This is a genomic window from Streptomyces sp. M-16 (genome assembly GCF_052114405.1).
In the GTDB taxonomy this organism is placed as follows: domain Bacteria; phylum Actinomycetota; class Actinomycetes; order Streptomycetales; family Streptomycetaceae; genus Streptomyces.
In genome coordinates, this window is the sequence record NZ_JBFRER010000055.1 from 14,461 (window position 1) to 37,306 (window position 22,846).

Annotated in this window: 21 protein-coding genes and 2 tRNA genes; 14 read left to right on the forward strand and 9 right to left on the reverse strand. The window is 72.1% G+C overall.

Annotated features, from left to right (window positions below; genetic code table 11):
- Positions 1 to 48: 48 nt before the first annotated feature.
- Positions 49 to 1,155 (reverse strand): ThiF family adenylyltransferase, encoded by a 1,107-nt coding sequence (locus tag AB4039_RS24075; protein ID WP_442271799.1) that lies wholly within the window; start codon positions 1,153 to 1,155, stop codon positions 49 to 51.
- 267 nt (positions 1,156 to 1,422) lie between these two features.
- Between AB4039_RS24075 and AB4039_RS24080 the strand changes: the two genes are divergently transcribed.
- The 4 genes from AB4039_RS24080 to AB4039_RS24095 all read left to right on the forward strand — a co-directional run bounded on the left by AB4039_RS24080 (position 1,423) and on the right by AB4039_RS24095 (position 5,286).
- Positions 1,423 to 1,962 (forward strand): M48 metallopeptidase family protein, encoded by a 540-nt coding sequence (locus AB4039_RS24080; RefSeq protein WP_266842148.1) that lies wholly within the window; start codon positions 1,423 to 1,425, stop codon positions 1,960 to 1,962.
- Between the two features lie 131 nt (positions 1,963 to 2,093).
- Positions 2,094 to 3,803 (forward strand): TerD family protein, encoded by a 1,710-nt coding sequence (locus AB4039_RS24085; protein ID WP_442271800.1) that lies wholly within the window; start codon positions 2,094 to 2,096, stop codon positions 3,801 to 3,803.
- A gap of 29 nt (positions 3,804 to 3,832) precedes the next feature.
- Positions 3,833 to 4,513 (forward strand): AIM24 family protein, encoded by a 681-nt coding sequence (locus AB4039_RS24090; RefSeq protein ID WP_266844018.1) that lies wholly within the window; start codon positions 3,833 to 3,835, stop codon positions 4,511 to 4,513.
- A 17-nt stretch (positions 4,514 to 4,530) separates the two neighbouring features.
- On the forward strand, positions 4,531 to 5,286 hold the full coding sequence (locus tag AB4039_RS24095; protein WP_442271801.1) for an AIM24 family protein: 756 nt from the start codon (positions 4,531 to 4,533) through the stop codon (positions 5,284 to 5,286).
- A 72-nt stretch (positions 5,287 to 5,358) separates the two neighbouring features.
- Here the strand turns inward: AB4039_RS24095 and AB4039_RS24100 are convergent, their stop codons facing one another.
- Positions 5,359 to 5,889 (reverse strand): NUDIX hydrolase, encoded by a 531-nt coding sequence (locus AB4039_RS24100; protein ID WP_442271802.1) that lies wholly within the window; start codon positions 5,887 to 5,889, stop codon positions 5,359 to 5,361.
- Positions 5,886 to 7,307: a zinc-dependent metalloprotease gene (locus AB4039_RS24105; protein ID WP_266842154.1), complete on the reverse strand. Its 1,422-nt coding sequence runs from the start codon at positions 7,305 to 7,307 to the stop codon at positions 5,886 to 5,888. Before AB4039_RS24105 ends, AB4039_RS24100 begins: the two co-directional genes overlap by 4 nt.
- A gap of 237 nt (positions 7,308 to 7,544) precedes the next feature.
- Here AB4039_RS24105 and AB4039_RS24110 point away from each other — a divergent pair, with 237 nt between their 5' ends.
- From AB4039_RS24110 to AB4039_RS24125, 4 genes are all read left to right on the forward strand, one after another.
- Positions 7,545 to 8,666, forward strand: coding sequence for an SDR family oxidoreductase (locus AB4039_RS24110; RefSeq protein WP_442271807.1), 1,122 nt, complete (start codon positions 7,545 to 7,547; stop codon positions 8,664 to 8,666).
- A gap of 109 nt (positions 8,667 to 8,775) precedes the next feature.
- Positions 8,776 to 9,237 carry a molybdopterin synthase catalytic subunit gene (locus AB4039_RS24115; RefSeq protein WP_266842158.1) on the forward strand — a complete coding sequence of 154 codons (462 nt, stop codon included), beginning with the start codon at positions 8,776 to 8,778 and terminating at the stop codon, positions 9,235 to 9,237.
- Positions 9,238 to 9,403: 166 nt separating this feature from the next.
- The gene (locus AB4039_RS24120) at positions 9,404 to 9,610 is read left to right on the forward strand and encodes a hypothetical protein (RefSeq protein WP_266842160.1); all 207 of its coding nucleotides are present in this window, start codon (positions 9,404 to 9,406) and stop codon (positions 9,608 to 9,610) included.
- Between the two features lie 199 nt (positions 9,611 to 9,809).
- On the forward strand, positions 9,810 to 10,898 hold the full coding sequence (locus AB4039_RS24125) for a YlbL family protein (protein WP_266842161.1): 1,089 nt from the start codon (positions 9,810 to 9,812) through the stop codon (positions 10,896 to 10,898).
- A 52-nt stretch (positions 10,899 to 10,950) separates the two neighbouring features.
- On the opposite strand, the gene AB4039_RS24130 is transcribed toward AB4039_RS24125, so the two are convergent.
- On the reverse strand, positions 10,951 to 11,523 hold the full coding sequence (locus tag AB4039_RS24130; protein ID WP_266842163.1) for a PPA1309 family protein: 573 nt from the start codon (positions 11,521 to 11,523) through the stop codon (positions 10,951 to 10,953).
- Positions 11,524 to 11,681: 158 nt separating this feature from the next.
- Here AB4039_RS24130 and AB4039_RS24135 point away from each other — a divergent pair, with 158 nt between their 5' ends.
- From AB4039_RS24135 to AB4039_RS24150, 4 genes are all read left to right on the forward strand, one after another.
- A complete protein-coding gene (locus AB4039_RS24135) occupies positions 11,682 to 14,576 on the forward strand; it encodes a UPF0182 family protein (RefSeq protein WP_266844019.1) in 2,895 nt (964 codons plus the stop codon).
- Positions 14,577 to 14,629: 53 nt separating this feature from the next.
- A tRNA-Met gene (locus AB4039_RS24140) sits at positions 14,630 to 14,703 on the forward strand.
- Positions 14,704 to 14,918: 215 nt separating this feature from the next.
- Complete coding sequence (locus tag AB4039_RS24145) at positions 14,919 to 16,775, forward strand: tetratricopeptide repeat protein (protein ID WP_266842164.1); 1,857 nt, start codon at positions 14,919 to 14,921, stop codon at positions 16,773 to 16,775.
- A gap of 58 nt (positions 16,776 to 16,833) precedes the next feature.
- Positions 16,834 to 16,907, forward strand: a tRNA-Met gene (locus AB4039_RS24150).
- 152 nt (positions 16,908 to 17,059) lie between these two features.
- On the opposite strand, the gene AB4039_RS24155 is transcribed toward AB4039_RS24150, so the two are convergent.
- Positions 17,060 to 17,476 (reverse strand): Fur family transcriptional regulator, encoded by a 417-nt coding sequence (locus tag AB4039_RS24155; protein WP_266842165.1) that lies wholly within the window; start codon positions 17,474 to 17,476, stop codon positions 17,060 to 17,062.
- A 127-nt stretch (positions 17,477 to 17,603) separates the two neighbouring features.
- Between AB4039_RS24155 and AB4039_RS24160 the strand changes: the two genes are divergently transcribed.
- Positions 17,604 to 19,076 (forward strand): catalase, encoded by a 1,473-nt coding sequence (locus tag AB4039_RS24160; protein WP_266842166.1) that lies wholly within the window; start codon positions 17,604 to 17,606, stop codon positions 19,074 to 19,076.
- 128 nt (positions 19,077 to 19,204) lie between these two features.
- Here the strand turns inward: AB4039_RS24160 and AB4039_RS24165 are convergent, their stop codons facing one another.
- Both AB4039_RS24165 and hisN read right to left on the reverse strand, forming a co-directional pair.
- Positions 19,205 to 19,597, reverse strand: a complete 393-nt coding sequence (locus AB4039_RS24165; protein ID WP_266842168.1) for a CBS domain-containing protein — start codon at positions 19,595 to 19,597, stop codon at positions 19,205 to 19,207.
- A gap of 165 nt (positions 19,598 to 19,762) precedes the next feature.
- Positions 19,763 to 20,566 (reverse strand): histidinol-phosphatase, encoded by an 804-nt coding sequence (hisN, locus tag AB4039_RS24170; protein ID WP_442271803.1) that lies wholly within the window; start codon positions 20,564 to 20,566, stop codon positions 19,763 to 19,765.
- Positions 20,567 to 20,718: 152 nt separating this feature from the next.
- Here hisN and AB4039_RS24175 point away from each other — a divergent pair, with 152 nt between their 5' ends.
- Positions 20,719 to 21,447, forward strand: coding sequence for a TetR/AcrR family transcriptional regulator (locus tag AB4039_RS24175; RefSeq protein ID WP_442271804.1), 729 nt, complete (start codon positions 20,719 to 20,721; stop codon positions 21,445 to 21,447).
- Here AB4039_RS24175 and AB4039_RS24180 read toward each other — a convergent pair.
- Entirely contained in the window at positions 21,413 to 21,736 is a 324-nt protein-coding gene (locus AB4039_RS24180; RefSeq protein WP_030225858.1) for a DMT family transporter, read from the reverse strand. The two genes, AB4039_RS24175 and AB4039_RS24180, sit on opposite strands and share 35 nt — an antisense overlap.
- A 91-nt stretch (positions 21,737 to 21,827) precedes the next feature.
- Entirely contained in the window at positions 21,828 to 22,838 is a 1,011-nt protein-coding gene (rsgA, locus tag AB4039_RS24185; RefSeq protein ID WP_030225857.1) for a ribosome small subunit-dependent GTPase A, read from the reverse strand.
- Between the last annotated feature and the right edge of the window lie 8 nt (positions 22,839 to 22,846).

The window sequence follows — 22,846 nt, forward strand, 5'->3', positions numbered from 1 at the left end:
GCCCGCGGACCCGGGCACCCGCCCCCGGTCCGCCGCGACTCCGGCCGTTCACGACCGCACCGCCGGGGCGGCCACGGCGGGCGCCGCCGCGCAGGGACAGTCCGGATGGGGGCGCAGCGGGGACCGCTCCCAGTGCGCCCCCGGAAGTGCGGCCTCCCAGCGGGCGGCGGTGGAGGCGGGCAGCTCTCCGTCGAGGAAGGCCAGGGCGTGTGCCGCGGCCAGCCCCGCCACCGCCGTGGACAGCCCCACGTCGCAGGCGCCCGCATCCCGGCGGCGGTGCGCCGACCGCCACTGGACCAGCATCCTCGGCCAGGCCGGATCCCGGTCGACGCGGTCGCGCTCCATGCATCCGGCGCAGGCCGTGGCGCCCGGCAGCACCAGCGGGCCGACCAGCCCCGTCCCCTCCAGCACCCCCGCGTACAGGTGCGGGGTGCCCGCGGCGACCCAGTCGGCCGCGGCGGCCGGATCGGGGGCCCATGCCTGCAGCCCGTCCCGGGGCGCGACCACCACCAGCGCCGGGCAGGGCTCCGGCCCTTCGGGATCCCCGGCGCGCGGAGGGCTCCCCGGCGCCGACCCCCGTACCAGGGCCCTCGCGGCCTCGGCCCGCAGCCGGCCCACATCGGCCGGACCGAGCCCTCCCGGCGCCACGTCGGCCACGGTCACCCGGCCCCCGTCGAGCACGTCGACCGCCCCGACCCCGGCCGACGCCAGGACGGCGGCGACCACCGCCCCCACCCGGCCGCTCCCGCGCACCTGGACCCGTATCGCCCGGCGTGCCGCGAGGCCCCGTAAGTCACCGCCCGGCTCACGGTGCACCAGTGAGAGCGAGCCCAGATCGGGCCCGAGCCGCTCCAGGGCCTCGGGGCGGCGCCGCACCGCCTGGGCCCGCGCCCCTCCCGCCGTGACGTCGTCGAGCAGGCCGGCGCGCGCGAGCCGCCGCACCAGCTCGTCCACCTGCCCCTCCGGGAGCCCCATCCCCCGGGCCTCGGTCCGCAGCAGGTCCATGCCCCGCGTGCCGTCGATCCGGTCGATCAGCGAGCCCGTGGCCGTGTCGACCGGCCCGAGCACCACCGCGTGCGCGGGCGTCACACCGAACTGGACCGTCTGCAGATCCCTCCAGGCCCGTGCCAGGGCCGGCTTCACCTTCGGATACACGGCTTCCCCCTCGTGGTGGTGCGTCCCGACGCGCGGCCGGGGACCACCGCCCCTCCGCCGCGCCTTCTCTTCTTCCGCCACCATGCCCGTCTTCCGCCGGGCGTGCGGGAGTTTGTCCACAGGCGGGGTGTATTAGGCATATGAGATGGAGAGCGAGGGTCCGGAGGCGCCCCGTTCGGACCCCCCTCCGGCGCCGCCCGCGCCTCGATCTCGTTCGACCGGCGGACGCGCGGGACTTCCACCACGACGACCGGGTACCTTCGAGGCGTGTCCGCCGACCCACCCCAGCGCGCCGTGGAAGTCCGCCGGAGCGCGCGCCGCCGCAGGACCGTATCCGCCTACCGCGAGGGTGACCGGACGGTCGTGCTGATCCCTGCCCGGATGTCCGAGGCGGAGGAGCGGCGCTGGGTGGGCGTCATGCTGGACAAGCTCGCCGCCCAGGAGAGCAAGCGCACCCTCGGCGACACGGAACTCACCGAACGCGCCGAGCACCTGTCGGAGCAGTACTTCGCCGGCCGCGCCCGCCCCCGCTCGGTCCGCTGGGTCACCAACCAGAACACCCGCTGGGGCTCCTGCACCCCGGCCGAGGGCAGCATCCGCCTCTCCCACCGCCTGCAGGGCATGCCGGAGTACGTCGTCGACTACGTGCTGCTCCACGAGCTGGCGCACCTCCTGGTGCCCGGCCACGGCCCCCGCTTCTGGGAGCTGCTGGACGACTACCCGAAGACGGAGCGGGCCCGCGGATTCCTCGAAGGCGTGGTCGCCGCGGAACGCCTCCCCCGGATTCCGGGCGCCCGCGAGGAATGACCTTCTGTCACGGAACGCGATTGTGTACCGGGTCGGTACCGGCTTGGCCGGATGTCCGCGGGAGCCGTTAGCCTGAGCGGCACGCATTCAGCGGTACGCATTCACAGTCGGGATGGGGGACGGTCGGACGTATGGCCAGGGAATTCCAACGCGGCCACAAGGCCAAGATCAGTGATCTGACAGCGGGCACCGATCTGTACGTGGGCGTCCAGATCGCCGGGCCCGGGCTCACCTTCGACATCAGCTGCTTCGGCCTCGACGCCAACGAGCAGCTCTCGGACGACCGTTACTTCGTCTTCTACAACCAGCCGAAGTCGCCCGAGGAGTCCATCCAGCAGCTCGGCCCGCAGGCCGGTGACACGGAATCCTTCCGGGTGACCCTCGACCGCGTGCCGGCGGCCGTCCGGAAGCTGTCCTTCAGCGCCACCCTCGACGGGGCCGGCCAGATGTCGCAGATCGGCCCCGGCTACATCCGCATCGTGGCCGGCGGCGAGGAAGTCGTCCGGTACTCCTTCACCGGCTCCGAGTTCAGCACCGAACGCGCGCTGATGATCGGCGACCTCTACCTGAAGGACGTGTGGCGCTTCGCCGCCGTCGGCCAGGGCTTCGACGGCGGACTCGCCGCGCTGCTGAAGAACTTCGGCGGCGAGGTCGCCGAGGAGGAGGAGCAGCCGGCGCAGCAGCAGGTGCCGGCCCAGGCCCCGCCGCAGCCCGCCGCGCCCGGCTTCGCCCCGCCCCCGCAGACGGCCGCCCCGGCTCCGGCCTTCGCCGCCCCCGCCCAGCAGCAGCCGCCGCAGCAGCCCCAGCCGCCGCAGCCCGCGCCCTACGCGGCCCCGCCGCAGCAGCCCCAGCCCCCGGCCCCCGCACCGGTGCACTCGGCGCCGACCATGATCGCCCCGCTGGCCCCGCCCGCCTCCGCGGCCCCGTACGGCCAGCCGCCCCACCCGCCGCAGCAGCCCGGCCCGCCCTCGTACGGCGGCCAGCAGCAGCCGCACCCCTCGTACGGCGCCCAGGTCCCGCCGCCCGCCCCGGCCCCCGCGCCCTACGGCCAGCAGCCGCAGCCCTCGTACGGCCAGGTCCCGGGCCAGCAGTACGGTCAGCAGCCCGGCTACGGCCAGCAGCAGCCGGCCCACGGCCAGCAGCCCCCGCCCGCCTACGGCCAGGCCCCGCAGGCCGCCGGCCACGGCCTCGCCGCCGCCCTCCAGCCGTACAAGGAAGCCCCCACGGGCGCCCGCTGGACCCCGCAGAACCAGCAGCTCATGCGGGTCGACCTGTCGATGGGCGGCCAGCCCGTCCTCGCCCGCCAGGGCAGCATGGTCCTCTACCAGGGCAAGGTCGACTTCAGCTACAAGGGCGCGGGCTTCGCCGGCCGCATCGTCGGCAACGCCACCGGCCAGGAGATGCAGCTGATGCGCTGCTCGGGCCGCGGCCAGGTCTTCCTCGCCGAGAACGGCGCCCACCTGCACGCCATCGAGCTCCAGGGCGACGGCATCTGCGTCTCCGCCGAGAGCGTCCTCGCCTTCGACGAGTCCCTCCAGCACGAGGTCCGCCGGATCGAGGGCCACGGCATCCCCGGCGGCGCCCTGTTCACGATGCTCTTCCAGGGCTCCGGCACGGTGATCGTCAAGACGCACGGCGCCCCCGTCGTCCTCCCCGTCACCCCGACCACCTTCGCGGACAGCAACGCCATCGTCGCGTGGTCGGCCGCCTCCCAGGTGATCATTTCCAGCCAGGTGCGCCTGCGGCGCAACGCCTACCCCGGCCACAGCGGGGAGACCGTGAACCTCCAGTTCCGCGGCGCTCCCGGCAACTTCATCGTCGTCCAGCCGTACGAGGTCTGAGGGAGCCCCACATGAACGCCATGAACGCAATGAACCAGCAGCTCGCGGGCTACGCCCCCACCCCCGTCACGGCCCGCATGGAGAACCACGGCCGCGCCATGCTCAAGGTCGCCATGCAGAGCGGCCAGGACCTCTTCGCCCGCACCGGCTCGATGGTCGCCTACGAGGGCTTCGTCCAGTACGAGCCCAACCCCCCGGCCGTGCGCCAGATGGCCTCGCAGTGGCTGACCGGCGAGGGCGCCCCGCTGATGAAGTGCACCGGCGACGGCCTGCTCTACCTCGCCGACTACGGCGCCGACGTCGTCTGCGTCAACCTCAACAACGACGCCCTCTCCGTCAACGGCACCAACCTCCTCGCCTTCGACGCCCACCTCAAGTGGGGCGTCGAGCGGGTCAAGGGCATGGCGAAGTTCGCGGGCCAGGGCCTGTTCAACGTCCAGGTGTCCGGAACCGGATGGGTCGCCATCACCTCCCGCGGCACCCCGATCGTCGTCGACTGCGGCCGCGGCGAGGACGAGACCTACGTGGACCCGGACGCGCTCGTCGCCTGGTCCCCGAACCTCAAGGTCAAGGGGAAGCGCAGCTTCAAGGCCTCGTCGATGATCGGCCGGGGCAGCGGGGAGGCCTACCAGATGGCCTTCTCCGGCCAGGGCATCGTCGTCGTACAGCCCAGCGAGGACAGCACCGACCGGCTCCGGACCCGGGGCTGAGGGGGAGCGGACACATCATGCAGAGCTCACTTTTCGGCTACGCGGAAGCGCAGTCCCAGGACCGGTACACCGTCCAGAACCCGCAGCTCCTGCGGGTCTCGCTGACCGGTTCCGACGACGTCCTCGCCCGCAAGGGCGCGATGGTGGCCTACCAGGGCATCGTCGACTTCGACGGCGAGTACCAGAGCACCACCCAGCGCACCGCCCGCGCCCGCACCGGCGAGGGCCGGGACCTGATGCGCTGCTCCGGGCAGGGCACCGTCTACCTGGCCAACCTCGCCCAGCACGTCCACGTCGTCGACGTCGACCAGGACGGCCTCACCGTCGACAGCAGCTACGTGCTCGCCCTGGACTCCACCCTGCACACCGAGGCCATCGCCGTCGACAGCCAGTACGGCATCTCCGGCTCCGGCAAGTACCAGCTCAACATCAGCGGCCGCGGCAAGGTCGCGCTCATGACCTCCGGTCAGCCGCTGATGATGCAGGTCACCCCCGACAAGTACGTCAACGCCGACGCCGATGCCATCGTCGCCTGGTCCACCTCCCTGCGCGTGCAGATGCAGGCCCAGACGCACTCCACCGGCGTGTGGCGGCGCCGCGGCAACACCGGAGAGGGCTGGGAGCTCAGCTTCCTCGGCACCGGCTTCGCCCTGGTCCAGCCCAGCGAGCTGCTCCCGCCGCAGAACGCCCAGCTCGGACAGGGCATGGCCGCCCAGTACGGCATGGGCCAGCACGGCGCCCACGCCCAGAACCAGAACAACGCCTGGAACTGAGCCACCGCACCCCGCGCGACGGCGGAGGGGGCCGGTCCGCCCGGACCGGCCCCCTCCGCCGTACCGGCGGCCCTACGCGCCCAGGCGCGCCCGGGTCGCCTCCAGCAGCCGCACCACCGAGGTGTCGGCCACCGCCGCCACCTCCTCGTACGGGAACCAGCGCAGGTCCAGCGACTCCTCGCTGATCTCCGCCACGRCACCGGCCGGAGCCAGCGCCGCGTACTGCACGTCCAGGTGCCAGTTGCAGGGCGCCGGGATCGGATGCCGGTCCAGGCGCACCGGCCCGCCCGGCAGCAGGGTCAGCCCGGAGGCGATCCCCGACTCCTCGACGGCTTCGCGCAGCGCCACCTCGGCGAGCGTGGTGTCGCCCGGCTCGCAGTGCCCGCCCATCTGGAGCCACATGCCGAGCTTCTTGTGCAGGGTCAGCAGGACGCGCCCGCGCTGCGGGTCCACGACCAGCGCGCTGCCGGTGAGGTGACCGGCCCCGCAGGGCTTGTAGACCCCGTCCGGGTGGGCGGCCAGGTGCTCCAGGTACAGGTCGCGGAGCTCGGGCTGGCCCTCGTACCGCTTCAGGACCAGGACCGCGTCTTCGTGCAGGCTCACTTCTTCTCTTCGCCGTCCTGGTCGTTCTCTTCGCCGTCCTGGTCGCCGCCGCGGCCGTCCTCGTCGCGCTTGCGGGCGGCCTCGCCGAGCATCTTGTCGATCTCGGAGAAGTCCAGCTGCTCGCGGTGGACGAAACCGTCCGGGTCGTCCAGGTCGGAGGCGGTCGGCAGCATGTCCGGGTGCTCCCACAGCCCGTCGCGGCCGTCCACACCGCGCGCGTCGGTGAGCGAGGCCCACAGCCGCGAGGCGTCGCGCAGCCGCCGCGGACGCAGCTCCAGCCCGATCAGCGTCGCGAAGGTCTGCTCCGCCGGGCCGCCCGAGGCGCGGCGCCGGCGCATGGTCTCGCGCATCGCGTCGGCCGAGGTCAGACGGGGCTTGGCCGCCTCGTGCACGACCGCGTCCACCCATCCCTCGACCAGCGCGAGCGCCGTCTCCAGACGGGCCAGCGCGGCCTTCTGCTCCGGGGTGTCCTGCGGCTGGAACATGCCGCCCTGGAGCGCCTCCTGCAGCTGCTCAGGGTTCGACGGGTCGAGCTGGCCGACCACGTCCTCCAGCTTCGAGGTGTCCACCTTGATGCCGCGGGCGTAGCCCTCGACCGCGCCGAACAGGTGCGAGCGCAGCCACGGCACATGGGCGAAGAGCCGGGCGTGGGCGGCCTCGCGCAGGGCCAGGTACAGCCGGACCTCGTCCGAGGGGACGCCGAGGTCCTTGCCGAAGCCCTCGATGTTCAGCGGCAGCAGCGCCGCCCGCCCGGCCGGACCGAGCGGCAGCCCGATGTCGGTGGATCCGACGACCTCGCCGGCGAGCGTGCCCACGGCCTGGCCGATCTGCTGGCCGAACATGGCCCCGCCCATGGAGCGCATCATCCCGAGCAGCGGGCCCGCCATGGCCTGCATCTCCTCGGGCAGCACGCTGCCCATGGCCGCGCCGACGCGCTCGGCGACCGGGTCGACGAGCTCCTTCCACACCGGCAGGGTCGCCTCGACCCACTCGGCGCGGCTCCACGCCACGGCCGTGTTGGCGCCGGACGGGAGGGAGGTCACCCCGTCCAGCCACAGGTCGGCGAGGCGCACGGCCTCCTCGACGGCCGACTTCTCGGCGACGCCGACGCTCACGTCCTTCACGCCGTCCGCGGTGCCCTGGGCGACGGTCTGGCGGGCGATGTCCTTGGCCATGTCCCAGTTGACCGGACCGCCCTCGTAGCTCAGCATCTGGCCGAGCTGCTGGAAGGCGGCGCCGAGGTCGTTCGGGTTCATCGAGCCGAACATCGCGGCGAAGGGATTGTCCGCACCGCCAGGGAGGCCGCCAGGGCCGAACCCGAACGGATTCGCGGGACCGCCCTGCCCGCCCTTCTTGCCCTCGTCGCCGTTCTCCGGCTCCTCCGGCGGAAGGCCGAATCCGAATGGGGTGTCGCTCACGGGTTTCCTCGGCTCGTAGGGCCGTCGGCGGGAGCCGACGGGCAATGGTCCGACAACACCACCCAGCGTAGACACCACTCCCGCTTCCGGGCTCGGTGCTCCGCCGACTCCTGGGCTGCGGCAGGATGGACATCACCTGGTGGGTACGCGTCACGACGCGTCCCTACTGAAGACAACCGCTGGAGACGCCCGGTGAGTTCCCCAGATCCGCAGGCTCGCGCGCCGCACGACGCCGAAATCCGCCCCGAGCACGGCGACAGCGCCCCCGGCGTTCGCCAGTCGCGAAACCAGGCCGAACCACGCCGGCACAGCCCCGTGATCGCGGTGACCGGCGCCGCGTCCGGGGTCGGCGCGGCCCTGGTCGCCCGGCTCGCCGTGTCCGACGAGGTCAAGCAGGTCGTCGCCATCGACGAGCGGCGCGGGGACTGCGCGTCCGCGCAGTGGCACGTGCTCGACGTACGGGACCCCGCGATCGCGGAGAAGCTGCGCGGCGCGGACGTCGTGGTCCACCTCGCGCTGGACCTCGACCTGGAGACCGACCCCGCGGCCCGTACCGCGTACAACGTACGCGGAACCCAGACCGTCCTGACCGCCGCCGCGGCGGCCGGCGTGCACCGGGTCGTGCTGTGCACCTCCGCCATGGTCTACGGGGCCCTCCCGGACAACGACATCCCGCTCTCGGAGGACTCCGAGCTGCGCGCCACCGCCGAGGCGACCGGTGTCGGCGACCTGCTGGAGATCGAGCGCCTGGGCCGCCGGGCCCCGCGGGCGCACCCCGGGCTGAACGTGACGGTGGTCCGCCCGGCGGTGCTGGTCGGCGGCACCGACACCGCCCTGACCCGGTACTTCGAGTCCCCGCGCCTGCTCGTCGTCGCCGGATCCCGGCCCACCTGGCAGTTCTGCCACGTGGAGGACCTGGTCAGCGCCCTGGAGTACGCGGCGCTGGAGAAGGCCGAGGGCGAGCTGGCCGTCGGCTGCGAGGGCTGGCTGGAGCAGGAGGAGGTCGAGGAGCTGAGCGGCATCCGCCGCATGGAGCTGCCCTCGGCGGTCGCCCTGGGCGCGGCGGCCCGGCTGCACCGGATCGGCCTGACCCCGTCCCCGGCCGGGGACCTCGCGTACACGATGCACCCGTGGGTGGTCAGCGTCAGCGGGCTGCACGCGGCGGGCTGGCGGCCCCGCTGGACCAACGAGGAGGTGCTCGCCGAGCTGCTCCAGGAGGTGGCGGGCCGGCACACCGTCGCGGGCCGCAGGCTGGGGCGCAAGGACGCCGCCACCGCCGCCGGCGCCGCGGGTGCGACGGTGGCCCTCCTGGGCGCCGCCGCCGCGGTCCGCCGGGCCCGCCGGCGCCGGGGCATCTGAACAGGAGCCCCGCCCGGCGGGGCTCCTGTAGGAGGCTCCCAACCGGGCGGGCCGGGCCCGGGCGAATCGGCTATTCCACGACCCCGGCCGCTAGGGCACGATGGAAGACATGGCACCGCACTTCGACCACCCCGGCGAGCAGGCCGCTCAGGACCCGATCCGGCTGCTCCAGATCCGTGACGCCCCGCTCTCCATCGACGAGGTCTTCCGGGCCGTCGGCGACGACGCCACGGGCGGTACGACCCTCTTCGTCGGCACGGTGCGCAACCACGACGGCGGCGCCGACGTGGACTCGCTCGGCTACTCCTGCCATCCCACGGCGGAGGCCGAGATGCGGCGCGTCGCCGACCGGGTCATCGAGAAGTACCCGGTCCGCGCGCTGGCCGCGGTCCACCGCGTCGGCGACCTGGCGGTGGGCGACCTCGCCGTGATCGTCGCCGTCTCCTGCCCGCACCGCGGCGAGGCCTTCGAGGCCTGCCGGATGCTGATCGACGACCTCAAGCACGAGGTCCCGATCTGGAAGCACCAGACGTTCTCCAACGGCACGGAGGAGTGGGTCGGCGCCTGCTGACGCGCACGGCCGGGAACGGGCACCCCGGACGCCGGGGTCTCCCCGCCGGGGAGTAGCCTCACACCCGTTCGGCCGCGCAACACGCCCTCGATTTGCGTAACCCCTTCCCGGGCACGAGCGTTGGAGTCATCGACGACACGTACTTTCGGGGCAGGGAGGCACGTCCATGGCGTCACTGGCGTGGTTGCTGATTCCGCTGTTCGCCGCGATCGGGGCGGCGATATGGGGCAGCTGGGCGGCACGCGACCGCACGCAAGGCGACATATCCGAGCTCGCCGGCTACGCGAGGTTCCGCGAGGTCATGGACGAGGTCGACCGGGCCCATCGGGCCCGTATGAAAGAGAAGGCGCACTCCGGTTCCGACGCCGTCTGACGCGTCCCGAGAGTCCCGCCGAGAGTCCCGCCGGGAAGCACCGCCGGACGGCTCCGCGGGGAGGCACCGCGGGCAGTACCGCGAGCCCCTCCGCCGGAAGGTTCGGCTCCGCTGAGAATCCCCTGAGAGTTCCGCCCGGGGACCCCGTACGGACCGGCCCCGGGGGCCGCCCGCAAAGGCCGTCACGTACTGTCGAGCCATGCCACGCCGCACCGCGACGATGCTCGCCTCCTTCCTCGTGCTGTTCGCGCTGCTCTGCGTAGGAGTGTTCGTCAGGGTCCCGTACTCCGAGATGAGCCCGGGCCCCACCGTGAACACGCTCGGCGACTCGCGCGGCGAGCCGGTCCTGAACATCTCGGGCCACAAGACGTACCCGACCAGCGGTCACCTCAACATGACCACGGTCCGCGTCACCGGTGCGGACTACGACATGAACCTGCTGGAAGCGGTCTACGGCTGGGTGGCCGGCGACAACATCGTCGTGCCGCACGAGAACCTCTATCCGAACGGCAAGACGGACAAGGAATCGACGCAGGAGAACGCCGAGGAGTTCAGCCAGTCGCAGGAGAGCGCCAAGGTGGCCGCCCTCAAGCAGCTCGGCATCCCGGTCACCGCCCGCGTCATCGTCTCCACCGTCGTCAAGGGCAGCCCCTCCGAGGGGAAGCTGCACGCCGGGGACGTGATCAAGGCCGTGGACGGCGCTCCGGTCAACGAGCCGGGCGACGTGGCGAAGCTCGTCACCAAGCACAAGCCCGGGGAGCCGGTGGAGTTCACCATCGTCCCGGCCGCCGACGCCGCCGCGGCCGAGAAGGAGAACCGCGAGCCCACCGGCAGCACCAAGGTCACCATCACCGCGGGCAAGGCGCCCGACGACGGCCACGCCATCGTCGGCATCCGGGCCGGGACCGACCACGCCTTCCCGTTCCCGATCGACATCAAGCTCGCCGACGTCGGCGGCCCCAGCGCCGGGCTGATGTTCGCCCTCGGCATCGTCGACAAGCTCACCCCGCAGAGCCTGACCGGCGGGAAGTTCATCGCGGGCACCGGCACCATCGACGACACCGGCAAGGTCGGCCCCATCGGCGGCATCCAGATGAAGACCATCGGCGCCCGCCAGGCCGGCGCCGAGTACTTCCTCACCCCGGCCGAGAACTGCGCCTCCGCTTCGGCGCACACCCCCGACGGCCTGACCCTGGTCAAGGTCTCCACCATCGACGACGCCACCAAGGCCCTGGAGAAGATCGGCAAGGGGGACACGGCGGGCCTGCCGCGGTGCACGAAGTCCTGACCGCCGGACCCCGCCGCACCCGGACCCGCCGGGTCCCGCCCGGCCGGCCCGACTAGTCCAGGAAGGTCGCGGCCAGGGCCTCGGCCAGGCCCGGCACCAGGGTCGCCCCGGTCAGCACCTCACTGGAGGAGTCCTTCTCCCGCAGCCGCACGGCAGACTCCCGCGACCCGTCGCGCAGCACGCCCACCGTCAGGCGGACCTCCTGCCGGTCGGGGTGCCCGGCGACCCACTTGGCCAGCTGCTTGTCGCTGAGCCCCTCCGGTACGGAGGCCTCCGCGGACGGCGGCAGCATCAGCCGCTCCACGGTCAGGGCGCAGCCGACGATCGCGTCGGGCCACGCGATGGTTCCCAGGAACTTGTCCAGCGGCATCCCGGCCGGGACCTGGTCCTGCTCGATCGGGGTCAGCTGGCTCTTGCCGGCGTCGTCCCGGTCGAGGCCCAGCTGGTTCGTGAGGCCCGGCTCCGAGCGGCGCAGGCGGGCCGTGTCGACCAGGGCGAAGAGCCGGGCGGGCTTGTCCCAGCCGAGGGTGGAGGCGTACTCGTCGATTTCGAGGACGGCGCGGGTCAGCGGACCGGCCGCCATCGGGGTGCCGGGGGAGGGAGAAAGGTTGGACATGGACAACATCCTGCCTCCTTTCTCCCCGATAGCGGGAACTGACTAAAGCCTCAGTAAGTTGCATGAGTGGGCCCTACGATCGGGGGCCCAGCTTTGGACACTTTTCCAGTACGCCAGAGACCGACCAGACCCCAGCGACTTTCGAGGTGCGCACCTTGGCTTTCCAGATGCCGGACCGCGGCGGAGGCCCCTCCGGGCCACGGATGAGAGTCGGCCGCCCCTCCCGGCGCGCCCGGACTCTTCTGATGACCCTGGGCGTCCTGGCCGTCCTGGCCATGGCGTTCATCATGTTCGCCGGGTTCTGGACGGACTGGCTCTGGTTCCGCTCCGTCAAGTACTCCACGGTCTTCACCACCACCCTGTGGACCAAGATCGGCCTCTTCGCCGTCTTCGGCCTGCTGATGGCCGGTGCCGTCGGGTTCAACATCTGGCTGGCGCACCGGCTGCGGCCGCCGCTCAGCGCGATGTCGATGGAGCAGCAGAGCCTCGACCGCTACCGGATGAGCGTCGCCCCGTACAAGAAGTGGCTGCTCCTGGGCATCGCCGCGGTCGTCGGACTGATCGCGGGCGCCTCGGCGGCCGGCCAGTGGAAGACCTGGCTGATGTACGTGAACGGGGTGCCCTTCGGGCGCAAGGACCCCCAGTTCGGTCTGGACGTGTCCTTCTACACCTTCGACCTGCCCTGGTACCGCTTCCTGCTCGGCTTCGGCTTCGCCGCCGTCGTGCTCTCGGTGATCGCCGCCGTCGTCGTGCACTACCTGTACGGCGGCCTGCGCGTGACCAGCCCGGGCGCCCGGGCCACCGCCGCGGCGACCGGGCACCTGTCGGTGCTGCTCGGCCTCTTCGTGACCTTCAAGGCCGTCGCCTACTGGCTCGACCGGTACGGCCTCGCCGTGAAGTCCAGCGACTTCAAGGCCGCCGACAACTGGACCGGCCTGCGGTACGTCGACGCCAACGCCTACCTTCCCGCGAAGACGATCCTCGTCGCCATCGCGGCCATCTGCGCGCTGCTCTTCTTCGCCACCCTGTGGCGCCGCACCTGGCAGCTGCCGGTCATCGGCTTCGGCCTGATGGTCCTGTCGGCGATCCTGATCGGCGGGCTCTACCCGGCGATCGTGCAGAAGTTCCAGGTCCAGCCGAACGAGCAGGCCAAGGAATCCCCGTACGTCGAGAAGAACATCAAGGCCACGCGCGACGCCTACGGGATCGCCGGCAGCGACGTCAAGGACTACCCGGGCGTGCCCAACGCCGGCACGAACAAGGACCAGCTGCGCAAGACGGCGGACACCACCGCCAGCATCCGGCTCCTCGACCCGAACATCGTCTCCCCGGCCTTCCAGCAGCTCCAGCAGGTCAAGGGCTACTACGCCTTCCCGTCCACGCTCGCCGTGGACCGCTACAGCGGCCAGGACACGGTCATCGGGCTCCGCGAGCTCAACATCGGCGGCATCCCGAAGAACAACTGGATCAACGACCACTTCCGCTACACGCACGGCTTCGGCGTGGTCGCCGCCAAGGGCAACACCGCCACCGACAAGGGCGCCCCCGACTTCACCCAGTCCGACCTGCCCTCCAAGGGCATGTTCGGCACGGACTTCGAGCAGCGCATCTACTACGGCGAGCAGACGAAGCAGTACTCGATCGTCGGCGGTCCGCAGAAGGAGCTCGACTACTCGGACGACAAGGGCGAGAAGGAGACCAGCTACAAGGGCGACTCCGGCGTCAACCTCGACAACCCGGTCAACCGGGCCGCGTACGCGCTCGCCTTCAGCGAGCCGCAGATCCTGTACTCGGGCGCCATCGGCGAGGGCTCGCGGATCCTCTACAACCGCACGCCCAAGGAGCGCGTCGAGGCCGTCGCACCCTGGCTGACGATCGACGGGGCCCCGTACCCGGCGGTCGTCGACGGCCGGGTCAAGTGGATCGTCGACGCCTACACGACGACGAACGGCTACCCGTACGCCTCGCGCACCACGCTGGGCGACAGCACGACCGACTCGCTGACCAACAGCCAGCGCGCGGTGGTGGCCCAGGAGAACCAGGTCAACTACATCCGCAACTCGGTGAAGGCCACCGTCGACGCGTACGACGGCACGGTCAGCCTGTACCAGTGGGACACCGAAGACCCGGTCCTGAAGACCTGGATGAAGGCGTTCCCGGGCACGGTGAAGCCCAAGAGCGCGATCGACAAGGCGCTCATGGACCACCTGCGCTACCCGCAGGACCTCTTCAAGGTCCAGCGCGAGCTGCTCACCCGGTACCACGTCACCGACCCGCAGACCTTCCTCAGCGGCAGCGAGGCCTGGCAGGTCCCGGACGACCCGACCACCAAGGCCGGCACGGCGGTTCCGCCGTACTACCTGTCGATGAAGATGCCGGCGCAGAAGGAGAAGGACCAGGTCTTCTCCCTCACGACGACCTTCACGCCGAACGGCCGGGACAACCTCAGCGCCTTCATGGCGGTCAACGCGGATCCGGGGACCCCGGACTACGGCAAGATCAGACTCCTGAAGCTGCCGACCAGCAGCCCGGTCGACGGCCCCAAGCAGGTCCAGAGCAAGTTCAACTCCGAGCCGAAGATCGCCGAGTCGATCCGTCTGCTGCGCGGCGGCGACTCCGAGGTCGAGTACGGGAACCTGCTCACGGTCCCGCTGGACGGCGGCATGCTCTACGTGGAGCCGGTGTACGTCCGCAGCTCCGGGCTCAAGTACCCGCTGCTGCGCAAGGTGCTCGTGACCTACGGCGGCCAGACGGCCTTCGAGGACACCCTGGAGAAGGCGCTGAACGTGGTCTTCGGGGCCGAGGCCCCCACCACGCCCACCACGCCGACGCCCCCGACGACGACCCCGCCGGGCGAGGGCACCGTCACTCCGCCCACCGCCCAGGACCCGACGGTCAAGGCGGCCCTGGAGGACGCCCAGAAGGCCATCGACGCGGCGGAGAAGGCCCGGCAGTCCGGCGACTGGACGGCCTACGGCAAGGCCCAGGACGACATCAAGGCCGCGCTGAAGCGGGCGATCGACGCCGAGGCGAAGCTGACGGCGCCCAAGACGGGCGGCTAGGCAACCACGTGGTCAAGGCCCCACCCCGCGTCGTGATACTGTGGTTTCACCGACGCGGGGTGGAGCAGCTCGGTAGCTCGCTGGGCTCATAACCCAGAGGTCGCAGGTTCAAATCCTGTCCCCGCTACTGAAAACGAAGGCCCGGATCCAATGGGATCCGGGCCTTCGTCATGTCCGGGCGGGGGCCGGAAGAAGAAGCCGGGAGACACGGGGTCACTGGGGCGGGTGAGTTGGGGTGTGGGCGTGTTTGACTTGTCTCTCTGTGGGCATGTCGACAAAACGCTGTAGTGACCTCACTGGCTGCGACATACCAGGTGTACGCGGGTAGCAGGTGATGCGACGATGGGATTTATGGGGGACAGGTCAACTCTGCTGGAGACAGGGCGGTTTGTGAGGGCGGAGGCCGAGTCGGGTACGGAGTCCGGTGAGGCGGCTCAGTCTGTCAACGCGCAAACCGCACTGACCGATGCGGTGTTCGCGGAAGAAGCCTTCGGCGAGGCCGAAGGTGCCACCGAGGCCGAGCTGGAGGCCCGCCACCGGCTCGCCGCCGACAAGGGCGACTCGGGCGCCATGAGCGTGCTCGGGGCCCTGCTGCTGCGCCGCGGCGACCTGGCCGGTGCCGAACCGTACCTGCGCGGAGCCACCGCGGCGGGCGACCGCGCCGCCGCGAACAACCTCGGCGTCCTCCTGCACCAGCGCGGCTACCCCGACGACGCCGCCGGCTGGTGGCGGGTCGCCGCCGTCGCCGGATCGGCCCCGGCCGCACACGCCCTGGGCCGCCACTACCGCGAGCGCGGGGACGAGCCCGCCGCCGAGTACTGGCTGCGCCAGGCGGCCGAATCCGGCCACGCCCTGGGTGCCTACGGCCTGGCCGACCTGCTGGAGCACCGCGGGGACAAGGGCGTCGAGCGCTGGTTCCGCGCCGCCGCCGAACAGGGGCACCGCGAGGCGGCCTACCGACTGGCGCGACACCTGCGCAAGGGCGACCCCGCCGAGGCCGAGCAGTGGTACCGCCAGGCCGCCGCACGCGGGCACCGGCGCGCCGGGCTGCACCTGGGCGCCCTGCTGGAGGCGCGCGGCGAGCTCAAGGAGGCCGGACGCTGGTACCTCAGCTCGGCGAAGCAGGGCGAAGCCCGGGCGGCGTGCGCCCTCGGCTTCCTGCTGCGCGACGCGGGGGACGAGGAGAGCGCGGCGTCGTGGTGGCTGCGGGCCGCCCAGGACGGCGACGGCAACGCGGCGAACGCCCTGGGCGCGCTGCACGCCGCCCGGGGCGAGACCCAGACGGCCGAGAAGTGGTACCGGGCCGCGATGGACGCGGGCGACCAGAACGGCGCGTACAACCTCGCCCTGCTCTGCGCCGCGCAGGAACGCACGGCGCAGGCCGAGCAGTGGTACCGCCGGGCCGCCTACGCGGGCCACCGCGAGGCCGCCAACGCGCTCGCCATCCTGCTCCTCCAGGGCGGTGACGCGGCCGGGGCCGAGCCGTGGTTCTCCAAGGCGGCGGAGGCCGGCAGCGTGGACGCCGCCTTCAACCTGGGCATCCTCTTCGCCAGCCGCGACGAGGACCGTACGGCGCTGAAGTGGTACGAGCGGGCCGCCGCGGCCGGCCACACCGACGCCGCGCTCCAGGTCGGGATCGCCCTGGTGCGCGACGGGGCCGAGCGGGCCGCCGAGCGGCACCTGCGCTGCGCGGCGGGCGGCGGCAGCGCCGAGGCGGCGTTCCGGCTGGCCTCCCTGCTGGAGTCGCTCGCCCCGCCGCCGGAGCCGGTGGCGCTGGGCGAGCCGGTCGGCGGGGCCGCGAGGACCGAGAGCGAGGAGTGGTACGAGCGCGCCGCCGAGCAGGGTCACCGGCGGGCCCAGGTCCGGGTCGGGATGCTGGCCGCCGCCCGGGGCGACCTGACGGTGGCCGCGCGCTGGTACCGGGAGGCGGCGGAGGCCGGCTCCCGCAACGGCGCGTTCAACCTGGGGCTGCTGCTGGCCCGCGAGGGCAACGAGCCCGAGGCGGCCCTGTGGTGGACCCGCGCCGCGGTGGCGGGGCACGGCAGGGCGGCGCTGCGGCTGGGCCTGCTCGCGGCCCGGCACGGAGACCTGTCCGAGGGGCAGAAGTGGTGCGTGCGGGCCATGGAGCTGGGCCCGGCGGAGGTCTCGGAGCGCGCGGCCCGGCTGCGCGACGCGCTGGCGGAGGAGCTGTCGGCCTGAGTGCCGGTTAACTGATTTGCATCTGCCGGGTGGCCTCACGTACAGTCGTGTTTACCGACGCGGGGTGGAGCAGCTCGGTAGCTCGCTGGGCTCATAACCCAGAGGTCGCAGGTTCAAATCCTGTCCCCGCTACTGAAGGCCCAAGGCCCGGATCCCATGGATCCGGGCCTTGAGTCGTTTCTGATCGTAAACGGACCGCCCCTTCGTGGCGGCCGGAGGGTAGCGAAAAGGCCGGGGGCCATGGCCCCGGCCTTTTTCCGTTCGCCCGTGAGCGCGCTACGCGGCTACGCGCCCGCGCAGTTCGGGCAGACGCCGCGGTACGTCACCTCGACCGCCGAGACCACGAAGCCGAAGCGCTCGGCGGCGGGCAGGTCGGCCAGCGGGTCCCCCGCCGGGTGGACGTCGCGGATGGCCCCGCACTGGGCGCAGACCAGGTGCTGGTGGGGGCGGTGGGCGTTCGGGTCGTACCGCTTGGCCCGCCGGTCCGTCGAGACCTCCAGGACTTCGCCGAGAGTGACCAGCTCGCCCAAGGTGTTGTAGACCGTCGCCCTGGAGATCTCGGGCAGTTTGGTCACGGCTCGCGCGTGGACCTCGTCGGCCGTCAGGTGGACGTGGTCGCCGTCGAGCACTTCGGCCACGACGCGCCGCTGGGCCGTCATGCGCCAGCCGCGTCCGCGAAGTCGTTCCAGCAGGTCACTCATACAGCCAGCCTAACAGTGGGGATTCGGTGCAGATCCCGAACCGGTGTGGACTTGGATGCTTACTTGACTTAGACAAAGTCCATCGTAGGATCGGATGCAGCAAACGCCAAGGACAGGACACGCAGGAATGACGCAGGAGGCGCACGTGACGCAGCAGGGACCGCTCACCACGGAGGCCGGGGCTCCGGTCGCCGACAACCAGAACAGCGAGACCGCTGGCGTGGGTGGGCCCGTTCTCGTCCAGGACCAGCTCCTCCTGGAGAAGCTCGCCCACTTCAACCGCGAGCGCATCCCGGAGCGCGTGGTGCACGCCCGTGGTGCCGGTGCCTACGGCACCTTCACCGTCACCCGTGACGTGACGCAGTGGACCCGCGCGAAGTTCCTCTCCGAGGTCGGCAAGGAGACGGAAACGTTTCTGCGCTTCTCCACCGTCGCGGACAGCCTCGGCGGCGCCGACGCCCGCCGCGACCCCCGCGGCTGGGCGCTGAAGTTCTACACCGAGGAGGGCAACTACGACCTCGTCGGCAACAACACCCCGGTCTTCTTCATCCGGGACGCGATCAAGTTCCCCGACTTCATCCACACCCAGAAGCGCGACCCGTACACGGGCTCGCAGGAGCCGGACAACGTCTGGGACTTCTGGGGTCTGTCGCCCGAGTCCACCCACCAGGTGACCTGGCTCTTCGGCGACCGCGGCATACCGGCGTCCTACCGCCACATGAACGGCTACGGCTCGCACACGTTCCAGTGGAACAACGAGGCCGGCGAGGTCTTCTGGGTCAAGTACCACTTCAAGACCGACCAGGGCATCAAGAACCTCACCCAGGCCGAGGCCAACACCCTGGCCGGCGAGGACCCCGACTCGCACCAGCGCGACCTGCGCGAGTCCATCGAGCGCGGCGAGTTCCCGACCTGGACCGTCCAGGTCCAGATCATGCCGGCGGCCGACGCCGACGGGTACCGCTTCAACCCGTTCGACCTCACCAAGGTGTGGCCGCACGAGGACTACCCGCCGATCGAGATCGGCAAGCTGGAGCTCAACCGCAACCCGGAGAACGTCTTCGCCGAGGTCGAGCAGTCCATCTTCTCCCCGGCGCACTTCGTCCCCGGCATCGGTCCGTCCCCCGACAAGATGCTCCAGGGCCGTCTCTTCGCGTACGGCGACGCCCACCGCTACCGCGTCGGCATCAACGCCGACCACCTGCCGGTGAACCGCCCGCACGCCACCGAGGCGCGCACCAACTCCCGTGACGGCTTCCTGTACGACGGCCGCCACAAGGGCGCGAAGAACTACGAGCCGAACAGCTTCGGCGGCCCCTTCCAGACGGACCGCCCGCTGTGGCAGTCCGCCGCGGTGACCGGCGGCACGGGCAACCACGCCACCCCGTCGCACTCCGAGGACGACGACTTCGTCCAGGCGGGCGACCTCTACCGCCTGATGTCGGAGGACGAGAAGTCCCGTCTGATCGAGAACCTGTCCGGCTTCATCGCCAAGGTCTCCCGTGACGACATCGCCGAGCGGGCGATCAACAACTTCCGCCAGGCGGACGGCGACTTCGGCAAGCGGCTGGAGGCCGCGGTCCAGGCCCTTCGCGGCTGACAGCCTCCTTCGCGGCCGGACCTCCGCCGCTGCCGCGGAGGCGGTCGCCCGCCGTGCGGGCATCTCGATCGACGGCCGCGCGCCGAGAGCCGAAGGGCCGGCCCCCGCAAGGGGGCCGGCCCTTCGGTCTACGCAGCGATGCTGCGCCGCGCCCGCACCCAGCAGCGGATGACGTCGCGGACGGAGACGATGCCCACCGGGCCGCCGTCCTCCAGGACGATCAGGTGCCGGAAGCCGCCGAGCGCCATGGCCTCGGCGGCCTCCTGCACGGTGGCCTCCGGGGTGCAGAAGACGACGTTGTTCGTGGTGTGCGCGCCCACCGACTCCCGGTCGGGATCGTGACCCGCGCCGATCGAATTGAGGATGTCGCGCTCGGTGAGGATGCCGACGCCGCTGTGGTCGGGGTCGAGGACCACGGCCGCGCCGACGCGCCGGCCGGACATCAGGCAGGCCGCCTGTCGAAGGGTGTGCGCGGGTCCGAGGGTGAGGATCACGGTGCTCATGGCGTCACGGACGAGCATGAAGAGAGCCACCTCCTGGGTGAGTCCGCCGCTTGGGTGGGTGCACCCGTGGGCGCCCCTTTCGAGAATCGCTTCACAAGTGCACAAGCGGGGGAGTCTCAGATTCCCACGAGTACGGAGAGTCATCAAGAGGGCGCGCTGAGCGCACTCGACCGCGCAGTGGGGTCAGGCCCGGGGGCGCAGATGCGCGAGCATCTCGTCGTGCAGCAGGCCGTTGGACGCCGCCGCGTTCCCGCCGTGGACGCCCTCGACGCCGTCGAGGTCGGTGAACCGGCCGCCCGCCTCCTGGACCACGACCGCGATCGCCGCCATGTCCCACAGGTTCAGCTCGGGCTCGGCACACAGGTCCAGCGAACCCTCCGCGACCATCATGTACGGCCAGAAGTCCCCGTAACCCCGCGTGCGCCAGCAGGCGCGCGTCAGGTCCAGGAACCCGGGGAGCCGGCCCTGCTCCTCCCAGCCGCTCAGCGAGGAGTACGCGAAGGAGGCGTCGCCCAGGCCCGCGACCTTCGAGACCCCCAGGGGCGTCGGCTCGCCCAGCGCCCCGCCCGAGAAGGCCCCGGAGCCCTGCGCGGCCCACCAGCGGCGGCCCAGCGCGGGGGCGGAGACCACGCCGACGACCGGGCGGAACACCCCGTCGCCGCCCTCCGCCATGAGGGAGATCAGCGTCGCCCAGACGGGCACCCCGCGGACGTAGTTCTTCGTTCCGTCGATCGGGTCCACGACCCAGCGGCGCGGGCCTTCGCCCCGGAGCCCGAACTCCTCGCCCAGGATGGCGTCGGCGGGCCGGGCCGCGAGGATCCCCGCCCGGACGACCTCCTCGGCGGCCCTGTCGGCCTCGCTGACCGGGGTCATGTCCGGCTTCGTCTCGACCTGGAGGTCGAGGGCGCGGAACCGCCGCATCGTGACGGCGTCCGCCGCGTCGGCGAGTTCGAGGGCAAGGCGCAGATCATCGGCATACGTGGACATGCCCGAACAGTATCGACACCGGGGCGGCCCGGCGAACGAGGTCCACAGTGCGGCCGGGAGGCACCCTTGACAGGATCTGTCGACCCGTCAACTCTGACGGGGGAGCCCAGCGGGAAACCGACAGCGGGAGACCGACAGCAGGGGAGGCGACGATGCCGGCGGGCCGGGAGTCCTTGCTGCGAGCGGCCGGAGCGGCACTGTCCGCGCGCCCCTGGCCGGCCGTGCGGATGGTGGAGGTCGCGGCCGCCGCCGGGGTCTCGCGGCAGACCCTCTACAACGAGTTCGGCGGCAAGGACGGCCTGGGCCGCGCCCTGGTGCGCCGGGCGGCCGAGGAGTACCTCGACGGGGTCGACCGGGCGCTGGCCCCCGGACCCTCCTCCGTACCGGACACGGACACTGACCGGGCTGCCGACACAGATGCTGACACGGACACGGACCGGGCTGCCGACACAGATGCTGACACGGACACGGACACGGACGCCGCCGGCCGGCTCGCCGCCGTCGCGGAGTGGACCGTGCGCGCCGCCCGCACCCGGCCCCTCGTACGGGCCCTGCTCACCGGCGGCTGGGAGCCGGCGCTGCCCGCGCCGCCCCCGCCGGGGACCCGGCAGGCTCTCGCTCCGGGGGAACTGGCCCGGACGGTACGGGACCGGGCCGCGGCCGCGCTGAGCCCGGGAGAACCGGCCTGGCGCTGCGAGCTCGCCGTCCGCCTCGCCCTGTCCTACGTGATAGCCCCCGGGGAGGACGCCATCGGGGACCGGGCCGCCGCCGAGCTGCTGAGGCTGCTCGGACTGCCGGCCGGGTCGCCTCCGGCGGCGACCTCCGGTGCGCCGCTCAGGGCGCCGCTCAGTGCGCCGAACCGGAGAGCTGGAGCCCGATGACGCCCAGGATCACCAGCGAGATCGAGACGAGTTTGAGCGTGGAGACCAGGTCGCCGAGGAAGACCATGCCGTAGATCGCGGTCCCGGCGGCCCCGATGCCCGTCCAGACCGCGTAGGCGGGGCCCACGTCCAGCTTCTTCAGCGCCAGCGTCAGCAGGCCGAAACTGCCCAGGGCGAAGCAGGCGAAGGCGATCGTGGGCCACAGCCGGGTGAAACCGTGGGACAGCTTCAGGCAGACGGCGAAGCCGGTCTCCAGGATTCCCGCGACCACGACCAGCAGCCACGCCATGTCGATTGCCTCCCCGCCTCGCGTGACGTCGCGTCACTTGGTGCGATGATGCATTTACCAGACAGGACGCCCTGCAAACCCCGCCGCCCGCTCAGTCGCCCTCGCGACGCTCCCGCGTCTGCAGCAGCCGACGCAGCGAATACAGCCGCGCCGGGTCCGCGTGGCCGTCCTCCACCCACTGGTCGAGCGCGCAGTCCGGCTCGTCGTGGCTGCACGCGCGCGGGCACCCCTCCGTCCCCGGCACCAGCTCCGGGAAGGCCAGGATCACCCGGGACGGGTCCACGTGGTGCAGGCCGAACGAGCGCACGCCCGGGGTGTCGATGACCCAGCCGTCCCCGGCGGGCAGCGGCAGGGCGAGCGCCGAGGTGGTGGTGTGGCGGCCGCGGCCGGTCACCGCGTTGACGTGGCCGGTGGCCCGCTGGCGGCCCTCGGCGACCAGCGAGTTCACCAGGGTGGTCTTGCCGACGCCGGAATGGCCGACGAAGGCGGTGATCCGGCCGTTCAGGCGCTCGCGCACCCGGTCGGCGGCGCCGCCCGTCGCCAGCTCCTCGCGGTTGGTCACCACGTAGTTCAGCCCGAAGGTGGAGTAGATCTCCAGGATCTTGTCGGCGGAGGTCAGGTCGGACTTGGTGAGCACCAGCAGGGGCTCCAGCCCGGCGTCGTACGCCGCCACCAGACAGCGGTCGATCATGCGCGGCCGGGGCTCGGGGTCGGCCAGCGCCGTGACGATGGCCAGCTGGTCGGCGTTGGCGACGACCACCCGCTCGTACGGGTCGTCGTCGTCGGCGGTGCGCCGCAGGACGGACTTGCGCTCCTCGATGCGCACGATCCGCGCGAGGGTGTCCTTCTTGCCGGACAGGTCACCGACGATCCAGACCCGGTCGCCGACCACCGCCGCCTTGCGGCCCAGTTCGCGGGCCTTCATCGCGGTGATCGTGCGGTCCCCGACCAGGCAGGTCAGCCGGCCGCGGTCCACGGTCAGCACGAAGCCCTCGGAGGCGTCCTCGTGCTTGGGCCGGATGTTCGTCCGCGCCCGGTTGCCCTTGGGGTTCGGGCGCTGGCGGATGTCGTCCTCGTCGGTGTGCTTGCCGTACCTGCGCATGACCGGCC